11 protein-coding genes are annotated in these 13,763 nt (G+C 72.2%); 2 read left to right on the top strand and 9 right to left on the bottom strand.

The annotated features are described in order from the left end of the window. Positions 1 to 132 precede the first annotated feature (132 nt). Complete coding sequence (locus ACTFTM_RS03680) at positions 133 to 1,284, top strand: AI-2E family transporter (protein WP_449564454.1); 1,152 nt, start codon at positions 133 to 135, stop codon at positions 1,282 to 1,284. A 16-nt stretch (positions 1,285 to 1,300) separates the two neighbouring features. Here ACTFTM_RS03680 and ACTFTM_RS03675 read toward each other — a convergent pair whose 3' ends face one another. Then, the gene (locus ACTFTM_RS03675) at positions 1,301 to 1,978 is read right to left on the bottom strand and encodes a dienelactone hydrolase family protein (protein ID WP_449564453.1); all 678 of its coding nucleotides are present in this window, start codon (positions 1,976 to 1,978) and stop codon (positions 1,301 to 1,303) included. Positions 1,979 to 2,147: 169 nt separating this feature from the next. Here ACTFTM_RS03675 and ACTFTM_RS03670 point away from each other — a divergent pair, with 169 nt between their 5' ends. Further along, the gene (locus ACTFTM_RS03670; protein ID WP_449564452.1) at positions 2,148 to 2,342 is read left to right on the top strand and encodes a hypothetical protein; all 195 of its coding nucleotides are present in this window, start codon (positions 2,148 to 2,150) and stop codon (positions 2,340 to 2,342) included. A gap of 45 nt (positions 2,343 to 2,387) precedes the next feature. Here the strand turns inward: ACTFTM_RS03670 and ACTFTM_RS03665 are convergent, their stop codons facing one another. From ACTFTM_RS03665 to ACTFTM_RS03630, 8 genes are all read right to left on the bottom strand, one after another. Beyond that, a complete protein-coding gene (locus ACTFTM_RS03665) occupies positions 2,388 to 4,763 on the bottom strand; it encodes a glycoside hydrolase family 65 protein (RefSeq protein ID WP_449564451.1) in 2,376 nt (791 codons plus the stop codon). Further along, positions 4,760 to 5,545 carry an HAD family hydrolase gene (locus ACTFTM_RS03660; protein ID WP_449564450.1) on the bottom strand — a complete coding sequence of 262 codons (786 nt, stop codon included), beginning with the start codon at positions 5,543 to 5,545 and terminating at the stop codon, positions 4,760 to 4,762. Before ACTFTM_RS03660 ends, ACTFTM_RS03665 begins: the two co-directional genes overlap by 4 nt. A gap of 61 nt (positions 5,546 to 5,606) precedes the next feature. Then, on the bottom strand, positions 5,607 to 6,071 hold the full coding sequence (locus tag ACTFTM_RS03655) for a DUF4442 domain-containing protein (protein WP_449564449.1): 465 nt from the start codon (positions 6,069 to 6,071) through the stop codon (positions 5,607 to 5,609). Between the two features lie 111 nt (positions 6,072 to 6,182). Next, entirely contained in the window at positions 6,183 to 7,229 is a 1,047-nt protein-coding gene (locus ACTFTM_RS03650) for a hypothetical protein (protein ID WP_449564448.1), read from the bottom strand. Positions 7,230 to 7,321: 92 nt separating this feature from the next. Beyond that, on the bottom strand, positions 7,322 to 8,623 hold the full coding sequence (locus tag ACTFTM_RS03645; RefSeq protein WP_449564447.1) for an ABC transporter ATP-binding protein: 1,302 nt from the start codon (positions 8,621 to 8,623) through the stop codon (positions 7,322 to 7,324). A gap of 131 nt (positions 8,624 to 8,754) precedes the next feature. Then, positions 8,755 to 10,965 (bottom strand): bifunctional glycosyltransferase/CDP-glycerol:glycerophosphate glycerophosphotransferase, encoded by a 2,211-nt coding sequence (locus ACTFTM_RS03640; protein ID WP_449564446.1) that lies wholly within the window; start codon positions 10,963 to 10,965, stop codon positions 8,755 to 8,757. A gap of 15 nt (positions 10,966 to 10,980) precedes the next feature. Beyond that, a complete protein-coding gene (locus tag ACTFTM_RS03635) occupies positions 10,981 to 13,020 on the bottom strand; it encodes a DUF5941 domain-containing protein (RefSeq protein ID WP_449564445.1) in 2,040 nt (679 codons plus the stop codon). Next, positions 13,017 to 13,763: an ABC transporter ATP-binding protein gene (locus tag ACTFTM_RS03630; protein WP_449564444.1), complete on the bottom strand. Its 747-nt coding sequence runs from the start codon at positions 13,761 to 13,763 to the stop codon at positions 13,017 to 13,019. Before ACTFTM_RS03630 ends, ACTFTM_RS03635 begins: the two co-directional genes overlap by 4 nt.

Raw genomic sequence — 13,763 nt, 5'->3', positions numbered from 1 at the left:
CGCCCGCCGTTCGGGCGAAGACCGCGAAGGCGCGACCAGCGCGCCCCTGCCGGCGTACGATCCGCGCGGACGACCGGGTGTCGGCGCACGGCCGGCCGGGTACCGACCTCGCCGAGATCGAGGAGGGCCGAGATGACGGCAGACGAACCCGGGGCGGACGCCGCGCCGACCACCGGCGGGACGCAGGAGACCGGCACCACGGCGACGGCCGGCGGCACCGGGCCGCGGCACGCGTGGGCGGCACTGCCCTGGCTGGTACGGACCGCGGTGCTGTGGAGCGCCTGCCTGGTGGTGGTCGTCGCCGGGCTCTACCTGCTGGGTCGGATCGCCGTCCTGCTGGCCCCGCTCGCCATCGCCCTGGCCGCCACCATCTTCCTCACCGCGCTGCTGGACCCGGTGCTGCTCCGGCTGCGTCGCCTGCGCCTCCCCGCGGCGCTGGCGGCGCTGCTCTCCGTCCTGCTGCTGCTCGGCATCCTGGTGGGCGTCGGAGCGCTGGTGTGGAACCTGACCGCCAGTCAGTTCGACCAGCTCAGCCAGGAACTCACCCAGGGTCTCGACCGCAGCCGCGACTTCGTCACGTCCACCCTGCCGGTCAGCGACGCCCAGCTCGACAAACTCGTCGACCAGGCCCGGGAAGGGCTCAGCGGCAGCTCCCCCGACCCGGTTGCGGGCGCGCGGACGGCCAGCGAGGTCGTCGGTTCCGCGCTGCTCGCCCTGGTGCTGCTCTTCTTCCTGCTCAAGGACGGCCGGTCGATGTGGCAGTGGACGCTGTCCCGGATGGCCGGCCCGAACCGACCCGTGGCGGCCGAGGCCGGCCGGGCCGGCTGGCAGACGCTCGGCGCGTACAGCCGGGGGACGATGATGATCGCGGCCATCGACGCGCTCGGGATCGGCTTGGCCCTGGTGGTGCTTCGGGTGCCGCTGGCGCTGCCACTGGCGCTGATCACGTTCCTCGGCGGCTTCGTGCCGATCATCGGGGCGACGGTCGCGGGCGCGATCGCGGTGCTGGTGGCTCTGGCTGCCAACGGGCCGACGACCGCGCTGCTCACCCTGGCCGCCGTGGTCGCGGTGCAGCAGATCGAGGGCAACCTGCTGGAACCGCTGGTCATGAAGCGTCAGGTACGCCTGCACCCCGCCGTGATCCTGGTGGCGGTCACCGCCGGCACCCTCCTCGCGGGCATCGCCGGCGCCTTCGTCAGCGTCCCGATCACCGCCGTCCTGTGGCGCGTCGTCGACACCGTCCAACGCCGCCGCGCCGCCGCCGACCCGCTCGCGGTCCGGTGACCCGGGGCCGGCACGCTCACCTGCGACGGGACGCGGTCGTCGTCCGGGTGAGATGAGTGGTGAACCAGGCGCCGGCGTGCTCGGCGACCTGGTCGAGCGTGCCGGGCTCCTCGAAGAGATGGGTCGCGCCCGGCACCACCCACAACTCGCCCACCTCCCCCAGCTCGGCGAGCGCCCGCTCGTTGAGCGCAAGCACCTCCTCGTCCAGACCACCGACCAGCAGCAACGTGGGAGACCGCACCTGGCCCAGCGCGGTGCCCGCCAGATCGGGCCGGCCGCCCCGGGAAACCACGGCGCCTACCCGTTCGGCGCGGGACGCGGCTGCCACCAGCGCGGCGGCGGCACCCGTGCTGGCGCCGAAGAGACCGATCGGGACGTCACCTGCCGGTCGTTCGGTCGCCAACCAGTCGACGATCCCGGCCAGCCGGCTGGCCAACATCCCGATGTCGAAGCGGAGTTCGGCCGTCCGCGTGTCCACCTCCTCCTCGGCCGGAGTGAGCAGGTCGACCAGGACGCACGCGAGACCGCGAGAGTCCAGCGCCCGGGCCACCGCGACGTTGCGCGGACTGCGCCGGGAGCTACCACTGCCGTGCGCGAACAGCACCACGCCCACCGGCTGAGCCGGAAGGAGCAGGTCGGCGGGAAGTTCGGCGTCCCGGACCGGAATGGTCACCATGTCGCGCTGCTCGTCCATGACCCACCTCCGCACGCTCGCGTACGGTCGGGTTACCCCGCCCGTCGCGCCGCACGCGCCCGGTCCGGCGACCAGAGCGCGGCGTTTGCCGGGTGGGCCCCCGGGTACGCGACGAGAGACCGCAGACCGTGTAGGCGCAACCGCGCCCCGACGGATCGCGAGGACCACGATGGCCAAGCAGCAGATTTCCCGGCAGCAGCAGATGACCGAACGCGCCCAGCGCGAACAGGACGCCGAGCGCAACCAGGACTTCGGGGACCAGGACTTCGGTGACCAGGCCGCATCGGCCCGCCTCCCCGACGATCCCAAGGCAGCTGCGCCCCGCGACGCGATCGGACGCCCCTCGACCGGGGAGCCGGTCTGACGTACGCGCGTGACGGCCGGGGCGGGAGTGTTCCCGCCCCGGCCGTCACTGCTGCTTGTGCTCGGGCAGCCGGAGCAGGGGCGACCGGCCCGGCGGCTGCTCCGGCGGCGGCGTCGTGGGCTCGGCCGGCGGCACCGGCACGGTCACCGGCTCGTCGCAGGTGACCCGCACCACCTGGTCGTGGTGACGCAGCTGCACGACGTCGTCCGGGCCACCGTGGCGCAGCGAGTACGTCGTCTGGTGCGGCCGTACGTCCACCCGCAACGCCAGCCCCCGCCACTGGAGGGAGAACTCCAGCCGGTTGAGGCGGCTGGAGAGCCGGGGCGCGAACGACAGCTCGCCGTCGTGGTCGCGCAGCCCGCCCAGCCCGCTGACCAGTGCGAGCCACGCGCCGGCCAGCGACGCCATGTGCACGCCGTCACGGGTGTTCTCGTTCAGGTCGTGCAGGTCCATCAGCGCGGCCTCGCGCAGATAGATGTGCGCCAGGTCGGGATGGCCGACCTCGGCGGCGAGCACCGACTGGGTGCAGGCCGACAGCGACGAGTCACGCACCGTCCGGCGCTCGTAGTAGAGGAAGTTGCGCACCTTCTGCTCGGGGGTGAACGCGTCGCCCCGCCAGTGCATCGCCAGGACCAGGTCGGCCTGCTTGACGACCTGTTTGCGGTACAGGTCGAAGTACGGGTAGTGCAGCAGCAGCGGGTACTTCTCGGCCGGCGTGTGCGCGAAGTCCCACTCCTGCAACCGGGTGAACCCCTCCACCTGCTGGTGCACTTCCAGCTCGTCGTCGTACGGCACGTGCATCGACGTCGCGGCGTCCCGCCAGCTCGCCGCCTCCTCGTCGGTCACCCCGAGGTGGAACGCCTCGTCCGGGTAGCGCATGACGGTGTCGGCCGCGGTCAGCAGGTTCCGCTGGGCCATCAGGTTGGTGTAGATGTTGTCGTTCTTCACCGCCGTGTACTCGTCGGGGCCGGTCACCCCGTCGATGTGGAACTGGCCGTGCCGGTCGTGGTGCCCGATCGAGCGCCACAGCCGGGCGGTCTCCACCAGCAGCTCCAGCCCGATCTCCCGCTCGGTGGCCGTGTCGCCAGTGACCAGCACGTAGCGTCGTACCGCGTCGGCGATGTCGGCGGCGATGTGGAACGCCGCGGTACCTGCCGGCCAGTAACCGGACGACTCCGGCCCCTCGATGGTCCGCCAGGGGAAGGCCGCGCCCTTGAAGTTGAGCGTCGCCGCCCGTTCCCGGGCCTGTTCCAGTGTGCTGTGCCGCCACTGCAGGGCGCTGCGCACCGCGCCGGGCTGGGTGTACGTGAGCACCGGCAGGACGAACATCTCGGTGTCCCAGAAGGCGTGGCCGTCGTAGCCGGGGCCGGTCAACCCCTTCGCCGAGATCGGCCGCTGCTCGGCACGGGCGCCGGCCTGGAGCACGTGGAACAACCCGAAGCGCACCGCCTGCTGGATCTCCGGATCGCCCTCGACCAGCACGTCGGCCGCGTCCCAGAACTCGTCCAGGTAGGCGCGCTGCTCCCGGTGCAGCCCGTCCCAGCCGTCCAGCCGGGCGCCGGCCAGCGCCGCGCCGACCTGGTCGCGCAGCGCGGGCAACGAACGCCGACTTGACCAGCCGTACGTCAGATACTTGATCACCCGCAGCTTCTCGCCTGGCTTGAGCACGCAGCCGATGGTGGTGCGGACCCAGTCCTCGTACCCCTCGGATTCGATGGTGGTGCGGTCCGGGCCGTGCACCTCGTGCTCCATGGCGGCGGCGACCCGCAGCCCGGACACCTTCGTGCGGTGGATGAGCTGGCCGCCGTCCGGGGTGGTCAGCTCCTCCTCGGCCAGCAACGGCGATTCCAGCACCGCCGCCACCCGGGGGTCCTTGCTCTGCGCGGGCAGCGACTCGTTCGCCACCAGCTCGGACTGCACGATCAACCGCAGCGGGCCGTCGACGGCCTCCACCTCGTAGCTGATCGCGGCGACCGACCGCTGGGTGAACGACACCAGCCGGGTGCTGCGGACCTTGACCTCGCGGCCGGCCGGGGAGCGCCAGTGCAGCTCCCGGTGCAGGGTGCCGGCCCGCATGTCGAGGATCCGCTCGTGGGACAGCAGCTCGCCGTAGCGCACGTCGAGCGGTTCGTCGTCGACGAGCAGCCGAATCAGCTTGCCGTTGGTGACGTTGACGATGGTCTGCCCCGACTCGGGGAAGCCGTAGCCGGCCTCCGCGTACGGCAGCGGGCGTAGCTCGTAGAACGAGTTGAGGTAGGTGCCGGGCAGACCGTGCGGCTCGCCCTCGTCGAGGTTGCCGCGCAGGCCGACGTGCCCGTTGGAGAGCGCGAAGACCGATTCCGACTGGGCCAGCACGTCCATGTCCAGGCGGGTCTCCCGGATGTGCCACGGCTCGACGGGATAGGCCCGTTCCCGGATCAACTGCGACCCCGATCGTCGGTGGGGTGGGGTGCCGGCGCGTCGCCGGCGTCGAGCAGGTCCGCGAGGTCCTTCACCACGATGTCCGCGCCGTGGGCCAGCAGCTCGTCCGCCTGCCCCACCCGGTCGACACCGATCACGTACCCGAAGCCGCCGGCCCTTCCGGCGGCCACCCCGGAGAGCGCGTCCTCGAAGACGGCGGCCTGCGCCGGGTCGACGCCCAGGACCCTGGCGCCGGCCAGGAAGGTGTCGGGGTGGGGCTTGCCTTGCAGCTTCTGCTCCCGGGCCACGAGCCCGTCGACCCGCGCCTCCAGCAGGTCCGCCAGCCCCGCCGCTGCGACCACCTCGCGCCCGTTGGCGCTCGCGGTGACCACCGCCCGACGCAGTCCGGCGGCGGTCGCCGCACGCAGGTACCGCACCGAGCCCGGGTACACCTCGACGCCGGAGGTACGCAGACGGTCCAGCAGGAGGACGTTCTTGCGGTTGCCGATGCCGTTGACCGTGTCGGCGTCCGGCGGATCGTCCGGGCCGCCCTCGGGGAGCACGATGCCCCGGGACGCGAGGAACGATCGGACGCCGTCGGCACGGGGTCGGCCGTCGACGTAGCGGTTGTAGTCGGGGCCGGGATCGAACGGTTGGAAGGGTGTCCCGGTTGCCGTGGCGCGCTTGTGCAGGAACTCGTCGAACGTCTCGGTCCAGGCGGCGTTGTGCACCCGGGCGGTCTGCGTCAGCACACCGTCCAGATCGAAGAGACAGGCGGTCACATGAGCAGGTAGGCCCAGCACGGTACGAATCTAACCACCCGGCCGGGTGCGCAAACCCGTTTTAGGCCGCCGCCGGGCCGGCTCAGTTCGGCCGCAGGGTCCAGATCACCGTCATGGCCGAGGTGGGCGTGCCGTCCTCCGTGGCGATCTCCACCTCGATGGGGAATTCGGGCCGCTCACCAGACTCCAGCTCCGCGACCACCTCCGGCGCCGGACGTCCCAGCCGCGCGGTCGCCAGCACCGCCCCCAGGGCCAGCTTGCGGTAGGCGATGTCGGCTCGGACGGCGAGTGGCACGGCCCGGTCGAGCAACTGCCCGAACGCGGCGAACACGACCGCACCGGAGGCCGTCTCGCCGAGCGTGAACATCGCCCCGGCGTGCGGGCCGCCGACGTGGTTGTGGGTGGCCGGCGAGTCGGGAAGCCGGACGACGGCCCGCACCCCGCCGTCCGCCTCGGGCGCCACCTCGACGAATTCGATGCCGAGCGTGCGGGCGAACGGCACCGCTTGCAGGATGCCGGCCGCCACCTGGCGGGAGTCGATGGTCATGACCCGACGCTACTTCTCGGTAACCAGGCCGGCAACCAGGGTTTTCCCCGACTAGGGCGTGTGTCGAAGCCCCTGGCCGGCCTGCGGCGGGCAGGGGCTTCGACACACGCCCTAAAGGTTGGCGATCGTGCGCAGGATCTCCGCGTAGAAGTTGCCGTCGATGCTGCGGAAGAGAGAGAAATCCTGACCCGGGTCGCCGAAGAACGGGCGCAGCGTCCACGCCAACTGGGTGCCGACGAAGCCGAAGAGCAGGATCCAGATGTAGAGCAGCGTCATGCTCGCCGGGCGCTGGGTGGGCTCGCCGCGCCGGACGGGCGGGGTCGCCCACGGACGCTGCACCGGGTAACCCGGCGGCAGCATGCCGGGCGGCAACGCGACGCCGGGCTGCTGCCCACCCCACTGCGCCGGAACCGCCGCCGGGGCCGGCGCGGTGGTCGTGGTGGCCGGTGCGCTCGCGCCGTCGGGCGCGGCACCGTTCGCCGCCGACGCGACAGCCGCGCCGGCCGGAACCGCGACCGGCTCGGCGGCGGCCGCCGTCGCAGGAGCCGCCGTGCCGCCGACGGGCACGGCGACCGGGGCGTTGACCTGGGCCGGAGCCTGGACCGCCGCCGGGGCGGCGACCTGGGCCGGGGTGTTGGCCGAGGCCGTCGCCGGGGCCAGCAGGCCGTGGTCGTTCAGGACCTGCATGCCGCCGGTCAGGAAACGCAGCCCGACCAGCGCCGACAGGGTCAGGATCGCGACGTTGAGCAGCTTGAAGAAGCCGTAGTCGGGCGCGGTGATCAGGAAGAAGAGACTGATCGGCGCGAACGCCACCGCGAGCATCGAGGTCACGGTGATCGCCACCATCACCAGCGCCAACGACTGACGTACCGAGAGCCGGGCACCGAACACCAGGTTGAACAGGTAGAGCGTGGGCAGGCAGATGGCCAGCGTCACCAGGAACAGCAGTGGCAGCTTCAGCGCCGACGTCAACGCCATCAGCGGGCTGTGGAACGCGCCGAGCACCGCCCCGTAACAGGCCAGGGCGATGGCGGAGCTGGCCAGCATCCGCCCGGTCAGGGCGTTGAGGTCGCCCTCGGCCACGATCTGCTGCCAGATGCCCTGGCGGTCCCGCAGGATGCGCTCGATGACGAGCGGACTGGGACGGTCACCCGACACGGGCGCACCCCTCTCGATCAGGCACGAAATGGACTAGGTGGGCAGACGGTAGGGCACCGGACGGATGACCGCCACCCCGCTCCGGCGTGGCGTCACCGCCACCCCACGTCGATACGTGCGCCGCGCTCGTCGAAGAAGTGCAGCGCGTCCATCCGCACCGAGACGGCGAGCGGGTGTCCGGCCGTGACGGCCGGGTACGGCGCGAGTCGGACCGCCAGCTCGGCCGGGCGGCGGTGGTGCCGACCCGGGTCGGGCAGGACGCTCGTCGTCCGCGCACTGCCGCTCGGCGCCTCCTCGGGCTCCACCGGCTTGCCGGTGAGCCGCTGCATCACCGCGCCGAACCGGCGCAGGCCCCGCTGGCCCACCGGCGGCGGGTCGAGGGGCGCGCCCATCTCGTCCACCATGATCGCGGTCGCCCCGATGTCGAGGAACGCCAGCGACTCGTGCCCGTGGTGCTCCAGGTAACGGATCCGGCCGCGCAGCACGTCACCGGGGCTGTCCGGGGCGACCGGGGTGAGTGCCTCGGCCCGCATCCCGACCACGATCCGCTCGCCGTGGTAGTGCGCCACGGCCCGGCTGCGGATGTCGTTCCAGGGCAGGTAGAGCGACTGTTCGCCGAGGTTGAGCGCGATGTACCGGTCGAGGTGGACGTAGACCGACGCCTCCAGCAGGTTCATCCGGGGGCTGCCCAGGAAAGCGGCCACGTAGAGCGTCGCCGGTCGGCCGTACACCTGGGTGGGTGTGCCCACGTCCTGGAGCACGCCGCGGCGCATGATGGCCACCCGGTCCGCCATGGTCAGCGCCTCGGCCTGGTCGTGGGTCACGTAGACCGTCGTGACGCCCAGCTCGCGGGTCAGCCCGGAGATCTCCGCCCGCAGCTCGGCGCGCAGCCCGCTGTCCAGGTTCGACAGCGGCTCGTCCATCAGGAACAGCCCGGGCCGCCGGACGATCGCGCGGCCCATGGCGACCCGCTGGCGCTGGCCGCCGGAGAGCTGGCCGGGCTTGCGGCCGAGCACGTCGCTGATGCCGAGCGCGCTCGCCACGTCGGTGACCCGCTCGCCCCGTGGTTCCGGTTCGACCCCGGCCAGCCGCAGCGGAAAGGCGATGTTGTCGCCGACGGTCATGTGCGGGTAGAGCGCGAAGTCCTGGAAGACCATGGCGATCTTGCGATCGCGTGGCGGCAGGTCGTTCGCGAGCTCCCCGTCGAGCAGCACCGCCCCCTGCGTCGGGTCCTCCAGGCCGGCGATCATGCGCAGCACTGTGGACTTGCCGCAGCCCGACGGGCCCAGCAACACCATGAACTCGCCGTCGTTCACATCGAGATTTATGCTGTCGACGGCGAGTGTGCCGTCCTTGAAAACCTTTGTCACATCTTTCAGTGCGACGGTGCTCACCGTCAGTCCCCCACGTCTCTCGGCCGAACTCCTGATGACTGTGACCAGGATCATTCGTCCCGCACATCGGGTAAACGTCTCATGTTCGGCTTATGACGCCACCATTACACGGCGTACGGACGACCGAGCAGTCAGCAGCCCTCCGGCTGGTCAGCCATCTCGCCGAGGAACACCCGGCGCACCACCCGCTCGGCCGCCCGCCCGTCGTCCAGCCCGCAGAAACGACTACGGAAGCGCTCGCGGGCCTTGCCAGCCGCGTCCGAGCGGACCGCGTCGGTGCGGAACAGATCGAGCAGGTCGGCGAACGTGGCGGCGACCGCACCCGGTGGCTCCGCCGTGACGTCGAAGTAGACACCCCGGGCCAGGCGGTACGCCTCCCAGTCCGGTGTGTAGAGCACGATGGGCCGGTCCAGAACCGCGTAGTCGAACATCGCGGAGGAGTAGTCCGTGACCAGCACGTCGGCGACCAGGTAGAGGTCCTCCACCCGCTGATAGCCGCTGACGTCGCGTACCCGGTGGAACTCCGACGGACGGCCGGGCCGGCGTTCCCGGTCGTGGAAGTAGTGGCTGCGCATCAGCAGCCGCCCCGAGTCGCCCAGCGCGTCGACGAACTGGTCCGGGTCGAACGGCGGCCGGTAACCGGGCAGGTGTTCGCGGTGCGTCGGGGCGTACAGCACCACCTGCTCGTCCGGGGCGAGGCCGAACTCGGCCCGCAGCCGGCGCACCTCCTCGGGACCGGCGGTGACCAGCCGGTCGTTGCGCGGGTAACCCACCTCCAGCGTGGTGTACGTGGCCGGGTAGGCCCGGTCCCACATCTGGGTGGAGAAGCTGTTGGCGCTGACGCTGTAGTCCCAGCGGTCCACCCGACGCAACAGGCCGGCGAAGTCCATCCGGCCCGCGCCGATCGGGAAGCGCTGCTGGTCCAGTCCCATCACCTTGACCGGTGTGCCGTGATGGGTCTGCACGTGCACCTGCTCCGGCCGCTTACGGACGAAGTCCGGGTAGTTCACGTTGTTGACCAGCCACCGGGCCCGGGCCAGCACCCGGTAGTAGGCCGGCGTGCCGGCGACCACGTACTCCACCCCGTCCGGTACGGCGTCCACCCGGTCGCGGCGCACGATCCACACCCCGCGCACCTCGGGCGCCAGCCGGCGGGCGGCCTCGTAGATCGCCGCCGGGTTGCAGGAGTACCCCCGGAACCAGTACGCGGCGTACACCGCGAGCGTCGGGTCCACGGGCCGGCGCAGCTCCGCCCGGTAGTACTCGCGCAGCAGGCCGTCGCGGGTCAGCCGGGCGCCGCGCCGGGCCACCGGACCGACCCGACGCCGGGCGGTACGCGCCTGCCGCCGGGCCGTGTCGCGGGCCCGGCTGGCGGCCCGCAGTGCGCTGAACGTCCGCCACCGGCCACTCGCGACCAGCCGGTGCTTCACCCCCTCGACGCCCTCCGGCACGGGGTACCCCCCGACCGGCAGCCACCGCGCGTAGTCCGCGGTGATCTGCGCGAAGAACGCCGGCCGCAGCTCGGGGGCGATGCGTTGACCATTGCCCAGCACGGTGAGGTAGTGCCAGATCATCCGTTCGAAGACCGCCGGCCGCAGCGCGTCCACAGCCGGTGACCAGGCGTCCAGCAGGTGGAAGACCCGGTGCCACTGGGCGAAGACCTCGAAGTGCCGGTCCCCCCGGGTCTTGGTGATCGCGCCGGCACGGCGCTGCCGGTAGTTCACGCACACCCGATCAAGTACGCCGATCCGGTGCGCCGCCATCAGCACCGGGTAGCTGAACGAGACGTCCTCGTACCAACCGGCCGCGAAGCGCAGGCCCAGGTTGACCAGGAACTCCCGGCGGACCAGCCGGTTCCAGGCGGTGTGCAGCAGCCGCATGGCCTCCGGCCGCTCCCTGAGCGCGAACGTCTGCGGACCGGGCGACTCCGGGAACACCTCGGCCATCGCGCTGCGGGTGGCGGTGTTGTTCCAGTGTGTCCGTACGTGGTCCACCAGCAGCACGTCCGGCCGGGTCGCCCGCAGGCGCTCGGCCACCTCCGACAGGCAGTCCGGCGCCAGCCAGTCGTCCCCGTCGACGAACCACACGTACTCGCCGACGGCCCGGTCCAGCCCGATGTTGCGGGCTGGACCGAGACCGACGTTCTCCGACAGCCGCACGGCCCGGACCCGCTGGTCACGCGCCGCGTACTCGTCGATGATCTCGCCGCTGGCGTCGGGTGAGCAGTCGTCGACCGCGATCAGTTCGAGGTCGGTCTCCGGCTGGCCCAGGATCGAGTCCAGGCACTCGCGCAGATAACCCTGCACCCGGAAGGCCGGCACCACGAAGCTGATCAGGGTCACCGGCCGTCCCTTTCGTCAGCGCGGCGCGACACCTCCCGCGCCCACCGGCGCGGCCGACGCCCGCGCGCGGGTCGGCCGGACGAACCAGGCCAGGACGACGCTCACCACGAAAACCACGAGAAGGTACGCACCGAGTGTAGCCATGCCGATACTCACGACGCCGGCAATCGCCAGGAGGGCGAGCAGCACCGATCGTCCGTCCCAGCCCAGCGTGGCGGCGTGCAGCGGGGGTGCCGCCTGCCGCTTCTCCAGCCGGGCGGTCAGGTCGTAGTGGTGCACGGTGAGCACGAAGACGTACCCGAAGATCAGCCATCCCGGCGCGCCACCGACCACACCGACCGCGATCGCGAACAGGTACTCGGCGGCCCGCAACGCGGCCGGCACCAGCCAGTCCAGTGGGCCGTTGTGCGCGGCCCCGGCGCCCAGGCCGCCGGCCAGCAGCACCAGCAACGCCACCGGCACCGCCCAGCGCAGCCCGTCCGGCGCGTCGGTCAGCAGGGCGGCGACCAGCAGCGCCGCCGGACCGAGCGCGGCGATCACCGCCAGGGTCAGCGGCCCCATCGGGCGGACCACCGGCAGCCGACGGGCCAACGGACCGTCGTCGCGGTGCAGGGTGGCGTCGACCGTGTCCAGCACCGGCACCCACATCCAGCGAGCCCGCAGCGTCCGCAGGGCGCCGGTGTACGCGAACGCCAGCCCGCCCCACACCAGCACCGCGATCAGGCTGACCAGCGGGTTGAACAGCGCCACCGTCAGCGCGATCAGCGCCCACCGCTCCCCGATCGGGAAGACGACGGTCCGCTTCAGCCAGTACGACACCGAGCCGGTGTCCGCCTGCACCCGGGTGGACGCGGCGTTGAGCCGGTCACCGATCCCGCCGCTGGCACCCGTCGTCGTACGCGGTCGGCGGGCCGCCTCGTCGTGCAGCACCCCGTACCAGGTGTCGGTCATGTGCCGGACGGTCTGCAACGTCATCGCGGCGATGGCGAGGGCCCAGCCATTGCCGAGCCCGGCGTGGCTCACCCCGAAGCCCAACCCGGCGTAGACCAGGTACTCCTTGGCCCGGTCGGCCATCGTGTCCAGCCAGCCACCCCAGGCGCTGAAGTGCCGGGTGTAGCGGGCCAGCTGGCCGTCCACGCAGTCCAACACGAAGCCGAGGTAGAGCAGCACAGCGCCGCTGACCAGCGCGAGTCGCCCGCCGACCCCGAACAGCACCGCGGCGGCCAGCGCGAAGAGCACCGAGATCACCGTCACCCCGGTCGGGGTGAGCCGCAGCCGGGCCGCCAACCGCACCACGTACGGAGACCAGGTGCTGACGAAGTACGTCGAGAAGAAGTCGTCCCTCTCCTTCACCGACAGCCGCAGCTCGGCCCGGTCCTCGTCGACGGCCGTCACCGCCGCCTCCGCGGCGACCAGGGCAGCGGCGTCCGCGACCCGGTGCGCCACGAGCAGACGTACCCGCTGGGCGAAGATCAGGGTGCCGAGGGCCGCGAGACCCGCGACGAGCCGGTCCACGGCGGACCCGGGGTGGTCGTGGCCGGTGTCTCCGGCCGCCGGCAGCGGCGCGACGTCGCCGGCCGGGCCCACCGGGGCGGTGACGGGACGCGCGCCGACGGCGGCGGCCCGGGCGGCGGCGGCGAGGGTCGGCAGGTCGTCCACGCCGACCCGGAGCGCGCCGCCGAACACGCCGGTGGCGTCGCCGTCGAGAGCGTCCAGCGGGCCGGCGTCGACGACCTGGCCGCGCTCCTCACGCACGGCCGTCCGTCCGGGCACCGGCGGGTCGCCCAGCACCAGCGCCACGGTCGGTCCCACCGGGCTGGTGGCGAGGTGCCGCAGCACGGCGGTGTGCGCCACCAGGTCGGTGCCGGTGACCAGCAGCGGACCGTCGGCGGTGTCCGCCAGCGTGGCCAGTTCGTCCAGGGTGGCGGCGAAGCGCACCTCCGCCGCCCCGGCCCGGCGTAGCTGGTCGGCGAGCCGATCGGCCAGCGGCTCGCCGCTGGAGGTGGTGAGGCCCGCCGCGGATGTTCCGGCGGCGAGCACGATCGCGTGCGTCACCGCGGGACCGCGGCGTGGTACGCGTCGAGCGCCTCGGCGATGGTGCCGTCGAGCGTCAACCGGCCCGCGTCGAGGTACAACCCCCGACGACAGAACCGGGTCAGGTCCTTTTCGTTGTGTGACACCAGCACGAGCGTGCGCCCCTCCCCGAGCAGACGATCAATCGTCGCGTAACACTTCTTGCGGAACTCCGCGTCCCCGACCGCGGTCACCTCGTCCATCAGCAGGATCGGGTGCGGCAGGTGCGAGATGATCGCGAAGCCCAGCCGCACCTTCATTCCCGACGAGTAGTGCCGCACCGACGTGTCGATGGCCCGTTCCACCTGCTCGCCGGCGAACTCGACGATCTCGTCGAAGTGCCGCTTCAGGTAGCTCGTCGACAGCCCGTGCAGCCCACCGACCAGGTGCAGGTTCTCCCGGCCGGTCAGGTCGTTGGAGAAACCGGCGGACAACTCCAGCAGCGGCGCCACCGCGCCGCGCACCCGGATCTCGCCCTCGTCCGGGATGAGCACCCCGGCGATCAGCCGCAGCAGCGTGCTCTTGCCGGTGCCGTTACGGCCGATCACCCCGACCGTCTCACCCGGCTCGACGGCGAACGACACGTCGCGCAGCGGCCAGAACTGGCCGGGCAGGGCGCCGCGCCCACCCCGGTGGATGAACAGCTCCCGCAGCCGTAGCTGGCGGCGACGGTTGCGGACGAACCGGATGCCCAGACCGTCCGCCTCGATGATCGGCGCGGCCAC

The organism is Micromonospora sp. RB23 (assembly GCF_053585025.1).
This window is presented reverse-complemented; position numbering and strand designations above follow the sequence as displayed.